The organism is Inquilinus ginsengisoli (genome assembly GCF_031453975.1).
Lineage (GTDB): Bacteria > Pseudomonadota > Alphaproteobacteria > DSM-16000 > Inquilinaceae > Inquilinus > Inquilinus ginsengisoli_A.
Map to the genome: position 1 here is coordinate 96,208 of NZ_JAVDPW010000006.1, position 15,247 is coordinate 111,454.

The 15,247-nt window shown below is 68.5% G+C and carries 15 protein-coding genes; 6 read left to right on the plus strand and 9 right to left on the minus strand.

Translation table 11 applies throughout. The features are described from left to right. The first annotated feature begins 404 nt into the window (after window positions 1-404). The gene (locus E9232_RS17525; RefSeq protein WP_309795886.1) at window positions 405-818 is read left to right on the plus strand and encodes a cupin domain-containing protein; all 414 of its coding nucleotides are present in this window, start codon (window positions 405-407) and stop codon (window positions 816-818) included. A gap of 6 nt (window positions 819-824) precedes the next feature. On the opposite strand, the gene E9232_RS17530 is transcribed toward E9232_RS17525, so the two are convergent. Together E9232_RS17530 and E9232_RS17535 are read right to left on the minus strand one after the other, a co-directional pair. Then, the gene (locus E9232_RS17530) at window positions 825-1,589 is read right to left on the minus strand and encodes a sugar phosphate isomerase/epimerase family protein (protein ID WP_309795887.1); all 765 of its coding nucleotides are present in this window, start codon (window positions 1,587-1,589) and stop codon (window positions 825-827) included. A gap of 27 nt (window positions 1,590-1,616) precedes the next feature. Further along, window positions 1,617-2,789, minus strand: a complete 1,173-nt coding sequence (locus E9232_RS17535) for a Gfo/Idh/MocA family protein (protein ID WP_309795889.1) — start codon at window positions 2,787-2,789, stop codon at window positions 1,617-1,619. 228 nt (window positions 2,790-3,017) lie between these two features. On the opposite strand from E9232_RS17535, the gene E9232_RS17540 reads away from it, so the two are divergent. The 3 genes from E9232_RS17540 to E9232_RS17550 are packed head-to-tail and all read left to right on the plus strand — an operon-like array spanning window position 3,018 to window position 6,218. Continuing rightward, the gene (locus E9232_RS17540; RefSeq protein ID WP_309795891.1) at window positions 3,018-4,355 is read left to right on the plus strand and encodes an ABC transporter substrate-binding protein; all 1,338 of its coding nucleotides are present in this window, start codon (window positions 3,018-3,020) and stop codon (window positions 4,353-4,355) included. A gap of 25 nt (window positions 4,356-4,380) precedes the next feature. Beyond that, the gene (locus E9232_RS17545; RefSeq protein WP_309795893.1) at window positions 4,381-5,340 is read left to right on the plus strand and encodes a carbohydrate ABC transporter permease; all 960 of its coding nucleotides are present in this window, start codon (window positions 4,381-4,383) and stop codon (window positions 5,338-5,340) included. Next, on the plus strand, window positions 5,337-6,218 hold the full coding sequence (locus tag E9232_RS17550) for a carbohydrate ABC transporter permease (RefSeq protein WP_309795895.1): 882 nt from the start codon (window positions 5,337-5,339) through the stop codon (window positions 6,216-6,218). The genes E9232_RS17545 and E9232_RS17550 overlap by 4 nt, the downstream gene beginning before the upstream one ends. Here E9232_RS17550 and E9232_RS17555 read toward each other — a convergent pair. From E9232_RS17555 to E9232_RS17570, 4 genes are all read right to left on the minus strand, one after another. Beyond that, window positions 6,176-6,916 (minus strand): DUF2161 domain-containing phosphodiesterase, encoded by a 741-nt coding sequence (locus E9232_RS17555; RefSeq protein ID WP_309795897.1) that lies wholly within the window; start codon window positions 6,914-6,916, stop codon window positions 6,176-6,178. The two genes, E9232_RS17550 and E9232_RS17555, sit on opposite strands and share 43 nt — an antisense overlap. A gap of 86 nt (window positions 6,917-7,002) precedes the next feature. After that, window positions 7,003-7,278, minus strand: coding sequence for an HU family DNA-binding protein (locus E9232_RS17560; RefSeq protein WP_309795899.1), 276 nt, complete (start codon window positions 7,276-7,278; stop codon window positions 7,003-7,005). A 133-nt stretch (window positions 7,279-7,411) separates the two neighbouring features. After that, window positions 7,412-11,125 carry a vitamin B12-dependent ribonucleotide reductase gene (locus tag E9232_RS17565; protein WP_309795900.1) on the minus strand — a complete coding sequence of 1,238 codons (3,714 nt, stop codon included), beginning with the start codon at window positions 11,123-11,125 and terminating at the stop codon, window positions 7,412-7,414. A 474-nt stretch (window positions 11,126-11,599) separates the two neighbouring features. After that, window positions 11,600-12,070 carry a GNAT family N-acetyltransferase gene (locus E9232_RS17570; protein ID WP_309795902.1) on the minus strand — a complete coding sequence of 157 codons (471 nt, stop codon included), beginning with the start codon at window positions 12,068-12,070 and terminating at the stop codon, window positions 11,600-11,602. A gap of 140 nt (window positions 12,071-12,210) precedes the next feature. On the opposite strand from E9232_RS17570, the gene E9232_RS17575 reads away from it, so the two are divergent. Next, on the plus strand, window positions 12,211-12,795 hold the full coding sequence (locus E9232_RS17575) for a DJ-1/PfpI family protein (RefSeq protein ID WP_309795903.1): 585 nt from the start codon (window positions 12,211-12,213) through the stop codon (window positions 12,793-12,795). Window positions 12,796-12,810: 15 nt separating this feature from the next. Here E9232_RS17575 and E9232_RS17580 read toward each other — a convergent pair whose 3' ends face one another. From E9232_RS17580 to E9232_RS17590, 3 genes are read right to left on the minus strand one after another with little or no spacing between them, the layout of a single operon-like run. After that, complete coding sequence (locus tag E9232_RS17580) at window positions 12,811-13,392, minus strand: ASCH domain-containing protein (protein WP_309795905.1); 582 nt, start codon at window positions 13,390-13,392, stop codon at window positions 12,811-12,813. Then, window positions 13,392-13,820 (minus strand): bleomycin resistance protein, encoded by a 429-nt coding sequence (locus E9232_RS17585; RefSeq protein ID WP_309795907.1) that lies wholly within the window; start codon window positions 13,818-13,820, stop codon window positions 13,392-13,394. Before E9232_RS17585 ends, E9232_RS17580 begins: the two co-directional genes overlap by 1 nt. Window positions 13,821-13,854: 34 nt before the next feature. Beyond that, complete coding sequence (locus tag E9232_RS17590) at window positions 13,855-14,796, minus strand: ribose-phosphate diphosphokinase (protein ID WP_309795908.1); 942 nt, start codon at window positions 14,794-14,796, stop codon at window positions 13,855-13,857. 231 nt (window positions 14,797-15,027) lie between these two features. Here E9232_RS17590 and E9232_RS17595 point away from each other — a divergent pair, with 231 nt between their 5' ends. Then, window positions 15,028-15,177, plus strand: coding sequence for a hypothetical protein (locus E9232_RS17595; protein ID WP_309795910.1), 150 nt, complete (start codon window positions 15,028-15,030; stop codon window positions 15,175-15,177). Window positions 15,178-15,247 lie beyond the last annotated feature (70 nt).

The following is a 15,247-nucleotide window of genomic DNA, read 5'->3' on the forward strand; positions in this document are numbered from 1 at the left end:
CCAGGACGGCGTGGGGAGTCCTTGCAAGCGACATGCGTCGCAAGGCCGGTCGAACGCAAAATCCTGGGTGATGGAGTTTTGTGGGCCTGGCCGTCCCGCGCCCAAGCCCCAGCGGTGCTGGGGCTTGGGCGCGAGACAACGCTCAGTCCCCCGCCTCGGGGGTTATGCCGGCGTCACGGATGGCGTGACGAGTCTGATATGAGGTGCCGGAATCCGGCCGCCATTGTGATTTTGTCCAAGCTGCCGTGACCGAAATGGCGGCGAATGTTACGCACGTAACAGCTTTTCGTGGCGCTGCAATCGCATCGTAAGAGCGCTTGGCGACCATGACGGGTCGTCGAGCGGCGGCCTTCCAGCGGCCGCCGCTTCCTTCTCAAGCGAGGCGATCTGCGATGGCGGACACCATGGAATTTCCGATCACGCCGACCTGCAGCGTGGTCCGCGCCGGCGCCCGGTTCACCGGCAAGCAGGCCCTGTCCTACACGCCGGGAATCTCAGCCGAGACGGTGGGCGCCAGGGGCATCCACCTACAGCTGGTCACCCTGCCGCCGGGCGGGCGGGCCAAGGCGCACAAGCATGAGGGGCACGAGACCGCCATCCATGTCCTGAGCGGCGAATCCGGCATGTGGTACGGCGAGCGGCTGGAGCAGCAGCTGATGGTGCGGGCCGGCGAGTTCCTCTACATCCCCGCCGGTGTGCCGCACCTGCCCTACAACCCGAGCGCCACCGAGGATTGCGTCGCGGTGATCGCCCGCACCGATCCGAACGAGCAGGAGAGCGTCGTGCTGCTGCCCGAACTCGACTCGATCCACGCCTGAGCGGCGTCAGCCGCCCACCAGGGCACGCATCGCCGCGATCGACCGTGAGGCGAAGACCTTCCAGTCGGACGGGTTGTCGTGCTCGGCGACCAGCACGGTGGCGCGGGTCGCCCCGAACAGCGGAACCAGCGCCGTCCAGTCGATGATGCCGTCCCCGGTCGCGGTCCAGCCCTCGTCGGCCGCGGTGCCGGGGCGGGCGGTGTCCTTCAGCTGGATCGCGGTGATGCGGTCGGCGTAGCGCTCCAGCTCCTGCGCCGGGTCGGCCCAGCCGCGGGTCACCCAGCCGATGTCGATTTCGAAATCCACGTCGGGGCCGGCGGCGCCGAGCAGCAGGTCGATCGGCCGGTTGCCGTCCTGCAGCTTGTGGTACTCGAAGTCGTGATTGTGCCAGGCGACCTTCAGGCCCTCGGCCTTCGCCGCCGCGGCGCCCTTGGCCAGCTGCTCGCCGACCCGGCGCCAGCCATCGGCGGTGATGCTGCGCTCCTCCGGCGTCAGATAGGGCGGAATCAGCGTGTCGGTGCCCATGGTGTGGGCATAGTCGAAGAACCGCTTCGGCTCGTTGACCAGCCCGGCCAGCGGCATGTGGAAGCCGGAGCAGGCGAGGCCGGCGGCATCGATCTGGCGGCGGAACAGGGCGGCGTCGTCGCCATAGGCGGGCAGCCAGGGCTCCACCGCGTCGTAGCCGCACTGGGCCAGCCAGTCGAGCTGGGCCTCCAGCGGCGGGAAGTGCCGGGCGGAGTAGAGCTGGAAGGAGATGATGTAGCGGGACATCGGGCGTGATCCGGTTGGTGGGTTGGGTCAGGCGTCGGGCGCGAAGGTCTGCGGCGCGTCCGGGGCGATCAGCCGGGCGGCGTCCTCCGCCGTCATCGGCGCCGGCCGGTCGGTGGTGCTGGCGATCTCCACGAAGCGGCCAACCTCGGCGGATTCGATGATCGCCAGCAGCACCTCCAGCACATGGCGTGCGAAGCGGCCGGAGGCGCGGGGCGGACGGCCGTGCTCCGCCGCGTCGAGCATGTCGGCGACGCCGGCGCCGCGATAGTTGCCGATCCGCGTGCCCTTGACCTCGATCCAGTTGTCCTGGCCGAAGGCGACCCCCTCGCTGCCGAAGCGCTGCACCTCGCCATCGCCATGCAGCTCGGCGACGCCGGCGAAATAGTTGGGGTCTGGCACCATCAACGACCCCAGAGTTCCGTGCAGTTCGATCGGGTTGCGGTGGCCGTGACCCCAGTTGTCATAGCTGACCGAGAAGTGGATCTGCGCGCCGGAGCGGAACTCCAGCAGCGCCTGGCTGGTGGTCGGCGTGGTCACCGGCACCCGGCTGCCCCGGTTGGGGCCGTCGGCCGTCACCAGCCGTTCGTCGAAGAAGGTGGTGGCCAGCGCCACCACCCGCCGCACCGGGCCGAGCAGGTTGACCAGGGCGGAGACGTAGTAGGGGCCCATATCCAGCACCGGGCCGGCGCCGCGCTGGTAGTAGGGGTGCGGGTTGGGGTGCCAGCGCTCCATGCCGTGGTTCATGAAATGGGCGCTGCCGCTCTTGACCGTGCCCAGCCGGCCTTCGTCGATCAGGCGGCGGGCGGTCTGCTGGGCGCCGCCCAGGAAGGTGTCGGGGGCAGAGGCCAGCATCAGGCCGCGGCTGTCGGCCAGCGCCACCAGCGCGTCGCCATCCGCCAGCGTCAGCGCCAGCGGCTTTTCGCCATAGGCGTGCTTGCCGGCCCGCAGGATCGCGGCGGTGGTGGCGGCATGGCTGGCGGGGTTGGTCAGGTTGATGATCGCATCGATCCCGGGATGCGCGATCAGCGCGTCGGGGGCCAGGGCCTCCAGCCCGTAGCGCGCCGCCTTGGCCGCCGCGGCCTCACCGTTCAGGTCGGCGCAGGCGACCAGCTTCACCGGCGCGAAGACCGCCGACAGCCGGGCATAGGCGTCGAAGATGTTGCCGCAGCCGAGAACGCCGACATTCCACTGTCTTGCCATCATGCCTTCCTGAGAGAGAGCCGCCGGACCCGATGGCGAAGACTAGGCGCGGCTGCAGCCTTCCCACCATACGGATTGTGCCGCGCGAGTCCGGAATACGGGACAAACGCAACGTTCGGTGCCAACCCTGGATTGACAGGGCCGATGCCTTCCGTTGTGCTGATTGATGCAAGAAACAGCCGACTCGCTTCGCGGGATCAGGCTTGGATGCGCGAGGGAGGACACGAAATGTCGGATACGACCGGGATCAAGCCGGGATCTGCCATGGGCCCGACGATCGATCGCCGCCGATTCCTGCAGGGAACCGCGGGCGCGCTGGTGGCGCCGGCGCTGGCGGGGCTGCCCGCCGCGGCACGGGCGCAGGACAAGGTCGAGCTGCTGTTCTGGGCCTGGACCCCCGATACCCAGAGCCAGATCGACCTGTTCCAGAAGAAGCACCCCGGCATCACGGTCAAGCTGGAGAATGTCGGGCAGGGCCCGCCGCACTACGTCAAGCTGCGCAACGCGATCAAGGCCGGCACCGGCCTGCCGGATTTGGCGCAGATGGAGTTCAACTCCATCGCCAGCTTCAAGCAGCTCGGCGTGCTGGCCGACCTGGCCCCCAACGGCGTCGGCGATGTCGGACCCAAATTCATCGACTGGACCTGGAAGTCGGTCACCGACGACGGCAAGATCTACGCCGTGCCCTGGGACAGCGGCCCGATGGGGCTGCTGTACCGCGCCGACGTGTTCGAGACGCACGGCCTGACCGTCCCCGAGACCTGGGACGACTATGCCGAACAGGCGATCAAGCTCAGCACCAAGGCGCCGGGCACCTACATCTGCGATTTCGGCGCGTCGGACGCCGGCTGGGTCTGCGCCGTGCTGTGGCAGGCCGGCTGGCGGCCGTTCCATCTCGACGGCACCAGCATCAAGATCGCGATCAATGACGGCATCGCCAAGAAATGGGCCGATTACTGGCAGAAGCTGATCGACGCCAAGGCGGTCGACGTCAAGCCGATGTGGACGACCGAGTGGTTCGCCAACCTGGACAACGGCACCTACGCCTCCTGGGTCACGGCGGCCTGGGCGCCGGTGCTGATGCAGCAGTCGATGAAGAAGAGCTTCGGCAAGTGGCGTGCCTCGCCGATGCCGCAATGGGAGAAGGGCGGCAAGATCACTTCGAACTGGGGCGGGTCGACCTTCGCCGCCTTCACCACGTCGCAGCACCCGAAGGAGGCGGCGCTGTTCGCCCAGTTCATGGGCAGCGACCCCGAGGCCTCGCGGCTGTGGAACACCAAGCAGTTCCTGTTCCCGGTGCTGAAGGACCTGATCGGCGACAAGGAGCTGATGGGCCATCCCTACGAGTTCTACGGCGGCCAGAAGGTCAACGAGATCTTCGTCGTCGCCGAAAACCAGGTCGACCCGAGCTTCGAGTTCGCGCCGTTCCAGGACTATGTGAACCTGCAGATGCAGGACGAACTGGCCTCCGCCATCGCCGGCAACGGCACGCTGTCGGCCGCCTTCGACCGGCTGCAGGACAGCGTCGTGGCCTATGCCAACGACCAGGGCTTCACCGTCCTCTAGTCGCCTCCGGGCCGGCGGGCGCCCCGTGCGGGCGTCCGCCGTCGCCGGCTTCGCCGACAGCGCCAAGACGGGGATGATATTGACCGAAACCGCCAGCCGGGCGCCCCGGCGCGTCCTCGTCGGCCGCAAGATCGCGCCCTATGTGTTCCTGCTGCCCTTCCTGCTGCTGTTCGCGGGCTTCCTGATCGCCCCGCTGGTCTATGCCTTCCAGATGAGCCTGTTCAAGGAGACGCTGGTCGGCGGCGCCCGCTTCGTCGGGCTCGACAACTACATCAGAGCCATCCACGACAAGAACTTCTGGGAAGGCGTGCTGCTGCTGTTCCGGTTCGGCTTCATGCAGATCCCGGTGATGCTCGGCCTGGCGCTGGTGTTCGCGCTGATCCTCGACAGCGGCACGGTGTTCGCCCGCAACTTCTTCCGCGTCGCCTTCTTCATCCCCTATGCCGTGCCGGCGGTGATCGCCACGCTGCTGTGGGGCTACCTCTACGGGCCGGCCTTCGGGCCGTTCACGCAGCTGTCCGAGGCGCTGGGCCTGGGCAAGATCGACTTCCTCGGCATCGACACCCTGTTGCCCTCGATCGCCAACATCGCGGTCTGGGAATACATGGGCTACAACATGATCATCTACTACGCCGCGCTGCAGGCGATTCCCCGCGACCTCGAGGAGGCCTCGGCCATCGACGGGGCCACGGCCCTGCAGCATTCGCTGCGGATCAAGCTGCCGCTGATCGTCCCCACCATCATCGTCACCGTGATCTTCTCGATCATCGGCACGCTGCAGCTGTTCACCGAGCCGTACCTGATCCGGAACCTGGTGCCCAGCCTGATCAACAGCCATTACACGCCGAACTACTACGCCTACACGCTGGCCTTCACCAACCAGCAGTACAACTACTCCGCGGCGATTTCCTTCGTCCTGGGCGGGGTGGTGGCGGTGGTGTCCTACGCCTTCATGCTGTTCGCCAACCGCGGGGCCCGCCGATGACCATCGCCTCGAAGACGGTCCGGTCGCCTGCGTTCCGGCGCCAGCGCTGGCTGCTGACGGCCGTGCTGGGCCTGTACTTCATCTACAACTTCATCCCGCTGCTCTATGTCATCGTCTCCGCGACCAAGACCAACGCCGACCTGTTCGGCACCTTCGGCCTGTGGTTCGGCGACGACTTCAACTTCTGGGAAAATTTGCGCGGCCTGTTCACCTACCAGGACGGGGCGTTCTCGCGCTGGCTGTTCAACACCTTCCTCTACGCCTCGATCTCCGGGCTCGGCGCCGCGCTGTTCGCCACCTGCGCCGGCTACGCCTTCGCCAAGTACCAGTTCATCGGCAAGAAGCTGTGCTTCGCGCTGGTGCTGGGCGCCGTGATGATCCCGCAGACGGCGCTGGCGGTGCCGCTGTTCCTGATGCTGTCCAAGATCGGGCTGGTCAACAATCCGCTCGCGATCATCCTGCCGTCGCTGGTCTTCCCGCCCGGCGTCTTCCTGATGCGCGTCTACATCGACGACGCGGTGTCGAACGAGCTGATCGAGGCCGGCCGCATCGACGGCGCCGGGGAACTGCACATCTTCTCGAAGATCGCGTTCCGCCTGCTGATGCCGGGCTTCGCGACGGTGCTGATCCTGGCCTTCGTCTCGACCTGGAACAACTACTTCCTGCCGCTGGTGATGCTCAACTCCTCGGAATACTTCCCGGTCACCGTCGGCCTGTCGCAATGGTATGCCGCCGCCACCTCGGGCAGCGGCGGCGCGGTGCTGTTCACCATCGTCATGGCCGGCGCGCTGGTCAGCATCCTGCCGGTGATCGCCGCGTTCCTGATCATGCAGCGCTACTGGCAGGGCGGCCTGTCGGCCGGCGGCGTGAAGGCCTGAGGGGCGGATGCCTGCGGCCAGCGCTCGAGGGCCTGCCGCCCGGCATCGGTCAGCCCGTAGATGCCGCGCTGCTCGCGCAGGAACCAGCCATAGACGTTGTGCAGCAGGATCTTCGCGGCATCGGGCGCAACCGGCCGGAGGTCGCGGGGTCGCAGCGGGCCCTGCAGCAGCGCCGCGGCGCAGGACAGCGCCTGCTGCCGGTAGGCGGTCATGATCGGCGCGCGCGACCCGCCGCCCGCAACCGGGTCGCCGCGCCGGCGCTGATGCTCGGTGACGATGCGCGACCGCCGCTTGGGGTTTCTGCGCGGCGCGGCCGCGTCGGGGCTGACCAGGATGTGGACGTCGCCGGCCTCAGTCACGCCGAGCATGCCGAAGCCCAGGCGCCGGCACAGATTGCGGAAGCGCGAATCGCTTTCCCGGCCACGGCCGCGGCCGGACATCCGGGCCGCCAGCCAGACCTCGTCGCTGGCGGCGGCGCGGTCGACGCCCTGCAGCACCAGCTCGAGGTTGAAGGTGAGCTTGAGTTCGCCGATCACCACGACCGGCGGGTCGCTGCCGTCGATCGCCACCAGGTCGCAGCCCGCGACCTCGCCCTTGACCACGAAGCCGAGGCCTTCGAGGAAGGTTTTGACCGGAAGGTAGAGCGACGTTTCCAGGGCCGGGTTCTCCGACGATCTAGACCGGAAACGCCGCCGCACCGGATCGGCGCGGCGGGCAGGGATCGGCCGGGCAGGCCGCAAGGCCCGCCCGGCCTGGGATCCCCGTCGCCGGCGCCGGTCGAGGCTTAGCCGTTGAGGGCGTCCTTCACGGCCTTCGCCGCGGTGAAGGCCAGCTTCTTCGAAGCCGCGATCTTGATCGTCTCGCCGGTGGCCGGGTTGCGGCCTTCGCGGGCCGGGCGGCTGGCGACCTTGAACTTGCCGAAGCCGGGGATCGAGGTCTCGCCACCCTTGGCGGCGTCCGCGACGATGGTCGCAAACAGGGCGTCGATGACCTGCTTGGCCTGGGCCTTGGTGAGATTGCCGGTGGTGGCGACGTGATCGACGAGTTCGGCGCTGTTCATGAATCCAGACCTCGTGTGTGCCCCATGCGGGGCGGGATCGGCTGCGTAGGCCGAATACGGCGATTTGGCAAGGAAAGCTGCGTTGCGGGCTGGCTCTGGCGGCAGGAAAACCGCCAGAGCCAGCCCGCCGGGCTCAGGAGCACCCGGTGGTGCCGCCGCAGGTCTCGCATTTCAGGCAGGTGCCGTTCCGCACCAGGGTCATGTTCTGGCATTCGGGGCAGGGGTCGCCCTCATAGCCCTTGGCCCGGGCTTCGCGGATCTTGGCCAGCCGGACATCGGCGGTGCTGCCCAGCGCCGCGGCGCGCAGCTTGACCGGCTCCGGCGCCAAAGCGGTGGCGCCTTCGGTGGCAAAGGCCGTCGCGGCTTCCGTCACCAGCTCCTGCACCTCGGTCATCCGGGCCACCGCGAGGTCGCGGACGTTGCCGCCCTCGAACACCCGGAAGTTGCCGCGGACGAAGCCGGTGGAGGCGACCTTGCGGATCGGCGTTGCATCCGCCGTCGCCGGGGTCTTGCCGTCGTCGCGGGTCACGCCCTTGCCGACCGTGTCCGGCGTCAGGTCGTCCGGCGTGGCATGGGCCAGGTCGGTGCGGTCGAGATAGGACACCGCCAGCTCGCGGAAGATGTAGTCGATGATCGAGGTCGCCATCTTGATGGCGTCGTTGCCCTGCACCGGGCCCGAGGGCTCGAAGCGGGTGAAGGTGAAGGCCTCGACGAACTCCTCCAGCGGCACGCCGTATTGCAGCCCGATCGAGATGGCGATGGCGAAGTTGTTCATCAGGCTTCGGAAGGCGGCGCCTTCCTTGTGCATGTCGATGAAGATCTCGCCCAGCTTGCCATCGTCGTATTCGCCGGTGCGGAGGTAGACCTTGTGGCCGCCGACGATCGCCTTCTGGGTGTAGCCCTTGCGGCGGTGCGGCAGCTTGCCCCGGACGCCGCTCTTCTCGACGATCCGCTCGATCACCCGCTCGACGATCCGCTCCGCCACCATCGGCGCGCGGGCGCCGGACGGGGCCTCGATGATGCGCTCGACCAGGCTCTCTTCCTCCTCGATGTCGTCGTCGTCGAGCAGGGAGGAGTTCAGCGGCTGGCTCAGCTTCGAGCCGTCGCGGTACAGGGCGTTGGCCTTGAGGCACAGCTGCCAGGACAGCAGGTAGGCGTCCTTGCAGTCCTCCACCGTCGCCGCGTTCGGCATGTTGATGGTCTTGGAGATGGCGCCCGAGATGAAGGGTTGCGCCGCTGCCATCATCCGGATGTGGCTGTTGACCGACAGGAAGCGCTTGCCGATGCGGCCGCAGGGGTTGGCGCAGTCGAACACCGCGAGGTGCTCGTCCTGCAGCTCCGGCGCGCCCTCCAGGGTCATGGCGCCGCAGCAGAAGGTGTTCGCCGCCTCGATCTCCGCCTTGGTGAAGCCGAGATGCGACAGCAGGTCGAAGGAGATGTCGTCCAGTGCGGCCGCCGGCACGCCCAGGGTCCCGGTCAGGAAATCGTCGCCCAGGGTGTAGCGGTTGAACACGAACTTGATGTCGAAGGCGGCCTTGGTGCCCAGCTCGATCGCGTCGATCGCTCCTTGAGTGAAACCCTTGGCCTTCAGCGCGGCCCAACCGATCGCCGGGGAATTCTCCAGCGTGCCGTGGCCGACGGCGTAGCGGATGATGGCGTCGATCTGGTCGTCACCGTAGCCAAGGACGCGCAGCGCCTCCGGCACCACCCGGTTGATGATCTTGAAGTAGCCGCCGCCGGCCAGCTTCTTGAACTTCACCAGGGCGAAGTCGGGCTCGATGCCGGTGGTGTCGCAATCCATCACCAGGCCGATCGTGCCGGTCGGCGCGATCACCGTGGACTGGGCGTTGCGGTAGCCATGCGCCTCGCCCAGGCCCAGCGCGCGGTCCCAGGCGCGGCGGGCGGCCGCGACCAGGTCCTGGTCCGGGCAGGCATCGGCGTCCAGCGGCACCGGGGTGATCGACAGGCCTTCATAGCCGCCGCTCTCGCCATAGGCGGCGCGGCGGTGGTTGCGGATGACGCGCAGCATCGCCGCGGCGTTCTTCTGGTAGCCGGGGAAGGGGCCGATGCTCTTCGCCATCTCGGCCGAGGTGGCGTAGGCGACGCCGGTCATCAGCGCGGTGATGGCGCCGCACAGGACGCGGCCATCCTCGCTGTCATAGGGGATGCCCGACGCCATCAACAGGCCGCCGATATTGGCGTAGCCCAGGCCGAGGGTGCGGAACTCGTAGGACAGGCGCGCGATCTCCCGGCTCGGGAACTGCGCCATCATCACCGCGATCTCCAGCGTGATGGTCCACAGCCGGCAGCCATGCTCGAAGGCCGGCACGTCGAAGGAGGCGTCCGCCCGGCGGAACGTCATCAGGTTCAGCGACGCCAGGTTGCAGGCCGTGTCGTCCAGGAACATGTATTCCGAGCACGGGTTCGAGGCGTTGATCCGCCCCGATTCCGGGCAGGTGTGCCACTCGTTGATCGTGGTGTCGAACTGCAGCCCCGGATCGGCCGAGGCCCAGGCGGCATGGCCGATCTTCTCCCACAGGTCGCGGGCCTTGAGGGTCTTGGAGACCTTGCCGTCGATGCGGCGGATCAGCTGCCAGTCGCCGTCCTGCTGCACCGCCTCGAGGAAGGTGTTGGTCAGGCGGACGGAGTTGTTGGAGTTCTGGCCGGAGACGGTGAGGTAGGCGTCCGAATCCCAGTCGGTGTCGTAGACCTTGAACTCGATGCCGGTGTAGCCCTGGCGCGCGAAGTGGATGACGCGCTGGACGTAGTTCTCCGGCAGCATCGCCTTGCGGGCGCCGATGATGGCGCGCTTCAGCGCCTTGTTCTGCTTCGGGTCGAAGCGGTCGCCCGTCTCGGCATCCGAGACGCCGTGGCACGCCTCCATCACCTCGTTGAGGTGCTGGCGGGCGAGCTTGGAGCCGGCGACCAGGGCCGCGACCTTCTGCTCCTCGATCACCTTCCAGTCGATATAGGTCTCGATGTCGGGGTGGTCGATGTCGACCGTCACCATCTTGGCGGCGCGGCGGGTGGTGCCGCCCGACTTGATGGCGCCGGCGGCGCGGTCGCCGATCTTGAGGAAGCTCATCAGGCCGGAGGAGCGGCCGCCGCCGGACAGGCGCTCGCCCTCGCCGCGCAGCTTGGAGAAGTTCGAGCCGGTGCCGGAGCCGTATTTGAACAGCCGGGCCTCGCGGACCCACAGGTCCATGATGCCGCCCTCGTTGACGAGGTCGTCCGAGACCGACTGGATGAAGCAGGCATGCGGCTGCGGCCGCTCATAGGCGCTGTCGGACAGGCGCGGCTCGCCGGTCTTGTCGTCGACATACCAGTGGCCCTGGGCCGGGCCGTCGATGCCATAGGCCCAGTGCAGGCCGGTGTTGAACCATTGCGGGCTGTTCGGCGCCGCCATCTGCTGCGCCAGCATGTAGCGCATCTCGTCGAAATAGGCGCGGGCGTCGTCGGCCGAGTCGAACAGGCCGCCCTTCCAGCCCCAATAGGCCCAGGTGCCGGCCAGGCGGTCGAACACCTGGCGGCCGGTCGATTCGCTGCCGACGCGCTCGGCCTCCGGCAGCTCGGCCAGCGCCTTCTCGTCGGGCACGCTGCGCCACAGGAACTCGGGCACGCCCTTCTCGCGGACGCGCTTCAGCCGGGCGGGGATGCCGGCCTTGCGGAAGTACTTCTGGGCCAGGATGTCGGAGGCCACCTGGCTCCAGTCCGCCGGCACCTCGATGTCGGTCTGGCGGAAGACGACGGAGCCGTCCGGGTTGCGGATCTCGCTGGTGGCCGACCGGAACTCGATCCCGTCATAGGCGTCGCGCCCTTCGGCCGTGAAGCGCCGTTCGATCCGCATGTCCCCCGTCTCCTTCTGCCGGTCGCGCCGCAACGCGACCCCCGCCTGAACCCGATCGGGGACCGCGATCCCCGTGCCGAAACCATCGATGACTCAGTACCGGCGAGTCGTCACGCCGTAGTCAAGGAACCGTCATATCCAGTCAAAAGCAGGTGCAAAACAAGCATTGTAATTCAAAAATTTGCTGGCCCTGTGGAAAACCATGTGGACAAACCAGTGAATAGCCAGTGAAGAACCGGTGACTATTTCCGGTGAGCCGCGAAAAACCTCGGCTCATCGGCCGGGCGCGCTGTCACAATCCAAAGGGATGCCACGATTCCGAGTCTGTGGCGGACCCTAGGGGTGGGCGACAAATCACGCTCAGGCCCCACATATTGTGTCAGTTCCGTGGCGCGTGCAAGCCTCCTGTTATGCAACCGAGGATCGTTCCGCATGCGGATTCCTTATGGGAATCACCGACTTGGCCGGATTCCTTCAGTTTCCGGAGAAACCGAGCAGCAAGTCGGGCAGCCCCTCGTCATTGTCGGAGCCGTCGCCTTCACTGAGAATCACGGCGCCATGGGCACGGTAGAAGGCCAGGGCGCGGGCGTTGTGGGCGAAGCAGTAGAGCCGCAGCTCCGGGCTCTCGCGCCGGGCCCAGGCCAGCAGCGCCCGGCCGATGCCGCGGCGGTGGTGGTCGGGATGGATGTAGAGCTGGTCGAGCCAGCCATTGTGGAGCGCGGCGTAGCCCACCGGCGCGCCGTCGCGGCAGGCGATCATCACCTGGGACCGGGTGGCGGTGTGCAGCAGGAAGCGCCGGATCGCGGTGCGGCTGTGCAGGTTGGGAATGCCGGCCGATTCGCGGGCCCGGCGGTGGATCGCCGCCAGCACGCCGGCATCCGCCGCCGTCGCCGGCCGCAATGTCAGCTTCGCCCCTCCGTCCTCACCCAGGCTGGCGCCGTGCAAAACGACCTCGCCGACTCCGTCCGAAAGCTGCCGCGACGATGCGGATGCGGGCGAGGGGCGTCAAGCAAGGGGCGCGTGAGGGTGGTCGGATTGCGGGATTCGTGATAGGAACAAAGAAGGAACTTTCTCGGGAGGAGACCATGGCCAAGACCGTCGTCGCACTGTTCCTGGACGGCTGGGCGGATTGGGAGGCGGGGCCGGCGCTGGCCGGGCTGCGCGAATGGCTGGGCGGGGCCGAGGTCACGGCCGCCACCCTGGACGGCCGCCCGGTCCGGTCGATCGGCGGCCTGACGCTGCAACCCGACCGGACCCTCGGCGATCTCGATCCGCTCGCCGCCGACATGCTGATCCTGGTCGGCAGCGACGTGTGGTGGCAGCAAGGCCCGCTCTCGCCGGTGACGGCGGCGGTGCAGGCCCGGGCCCGGGCGGGCCGACCGACCGCGGGGATCTGCGCCGGGACGCTGGCCCTGGCCCAGGCCGGCCTGCTCGACGACCGGCCCCACACCAGCAACAGCCTGCAATTCCTGACCAAGTACGCGCCGGCCTATCGCGGCCAGGCGCATTACCAGGACCGGCCCAGCGTCGGCGATGGGCAAGTGATCACTGCACCGGGAACGGCGCCGATCGCCTTCGCCGCGACGATCTTCCGGACCCTGGCGCCGGAGCAGGAGGAGACGATCGCGCAGTTCGAGCAGATGTTCGCGCTGGAGCACAAATCGGCCTGAGCCGGTGCCGCCGGGCTATCCGTCCGCCCCCTGGTCGAGCAGCGCCCGGCCGCGCGGCGACAGGCGGTAGCCCACCTCCAGGCTCTCGGTCAGGCCCAGTGCCTTCAGCTTGCGCACATCGGTCTTGAACGTCAGGGTCTCGCGGCCGCAGCGGGCGGCGAGATCGGCGGCGCGAATGCCCGGTCCGTCCGCGATCAGCCGCAGCAGTGCCCAGGTCCAGGCGCCATGCCGGCCGGACTGGTCCAGCCGCTCCAGCCGCTGGCGCAGCGCCGCCAGATCCTCAGGCGTCAGGTCGTCCTGCTCGCGCAGCGCCGCGCGCGGATCCGCGCCCTGCAGCCGGAAGGCGATGCGGTAGAACTCGCCCTCCGCTCCGGCCAGCCCGGCCAGCAGGTCGTCGCGGGAGGAAAAGCCGGCCTGCAGCGCCTCGGCCGCGGTGATGCGGTCGGCGGCGACGATCTCGACCGACTCGATCGCCAGCACCCCGGCCGGCGTCGTCAGCGTGCCGCCGGCCCGCACGGTCGGCCGGCGCCAGCGGCGGAAGGCGAGGGTGACGTCACCCGCGGCGATCCGGCCCAGGACGGTGCGCTTGAACAGCATCAGCGATCGCCCGCCGGTCGCGACCCGAGATCCTGGAAGAAGCGCAGCAGGTAGCCGTCGGGGTCGCGGACAACGAACTGGCGGTTGCCCACCTCCCTGTCGCCGCGGCGGTACCAGCGCTCCTCCAGCGGCAGCATCAGCGGGGCATCGGCCGCCAGCACGGCGGCGTGCAGGGCGTCGACATCCGCCACCTCGATCTGGAGGTTGATGCCGCGGCCATAGGGCGGCTCCAGCGGCCCGGCCAGCCAGGTGCGCCCGGCATCCACGGGCTGCTCCAGCATCAGCGCGGCGCCGTCGCGGTCGAGCCAGGCGAAGCGCTCCTCCGGCCGGTCGTAGAGCACGGCGAAGCCCAGTACCCCGGTGTAGAAGCGTCGGCTGTGGCCGATCTCCGAGACGTAAAGCTCGGGCACGAGCTTGGGCGAGGGCATGGCGACCGGCACGGCAGATTCGAGGGAGGACAGTCTAGGCGTGGAACAGCTCGCTGACCGATGCGCCGGCATGGATCCGGCGCATCGCCTCCGCCATCGCAGGTGCGATCGACAGCACGGTCAGCTTCGGATGGTGCCCGGCGCCGTTCACCGGGACGGTGTTGGTGCAGACGATCTCCAGGATGTCGTTCTGGCCGCCCAGCCGGTCCAGCGCGCCGCCGGAGAACAGGCCATGGGTGCAGGCCACGCGGATCGACCGGGCGCCCTGGCGACGCAGATGGCCCAGCAGCTCCAGGATCGTGCTGCCCTTGGCGATCTCGTCGTCGATGACGATGACATCCTTGCCGCGCACCTCGCCGATGATGGCGCTGATCTCGACCCGGTCGTTCTCGTAGCGCTGCTTGGCGCCCATGGCCACGCCCGCGCCCAGCAGCCGCGCGAAGGCGGTCGCTTCCTTGGCATAGCCGAGATCCGGCGAGACCACGACGGCGTTGGCCATGTCGTAGCGGCGGAAATGGCCCGCCAGCTCGCGCAGGGCATGCAGATGGTCCACCGGCACGCTGAAGAAGCCGTGCACCTGCGGTGAATGCAGCGTGGTGGTCAGCACCCGGCCGGCCCCCGCCGCGACCAGCAGGTCGGCCACCAGCCGGCCGCCGATCGAGATCCGCGGCGCGTCCTTCTTGTCCGACCGGGCATAGGCGTAGTGCGGCATCACCACGGTGATGCGCGACGCCGAGGCGCCGCGGGCCGCGTCGATCATCAGCAGCAGCTCCACCAGATGCTCCTGCACCGGCGGGCTGAGGGTCTGGACCAGGAAGACGTCGCGTTCGCGGCAATTGGCCTGGAGCTGGACCCCGAGGCAGTCATTGGCGAAGCGCTGGACCCGGGAGGGGCTGAGCGGTACGCCCAGCGCGGCGCAGATCTCGGCCGCCAAAGCGGGATGCGAGGTGCCTGAGAAAACAGCGATCTCGGGCATGCATCCCCCGGTGTCGAATCGATCCGATCGGCGCCGACCGTAGAGGGGACGACGGGCCTTGTCCATTCCGCGCGACGGCCAGGACGAACCCACATCTATCGCAGCCTGAGCATGGTGGCGGCGAGCTGTGTGAGGGCCGGGCCGGTCCAGCGGCGATCGAGCGTCGGGAATAAACCGGGGCCGGCCGCGATCTCCACCATCGGACGATCCCGTCCGGACAGGAGACCTCCGATGACCCGTCGCGATGACGCCGACCAGCCCGGCGGCATGAATCGACACGGCACCCTGCGCTGCCCGGCGCTCGGCACCGGCGGCCGCTTCGGTCGGACCTTCACGGCGCCCGGCGCCATCGGGTATTGCTGTGGCCGCCCCTGCGCATGACCGGCGGGATCACCGTAACGCCGTGACCCGACCCAAACTGGTGAGGCCGCTCGACGCCATGGCGGGGCTG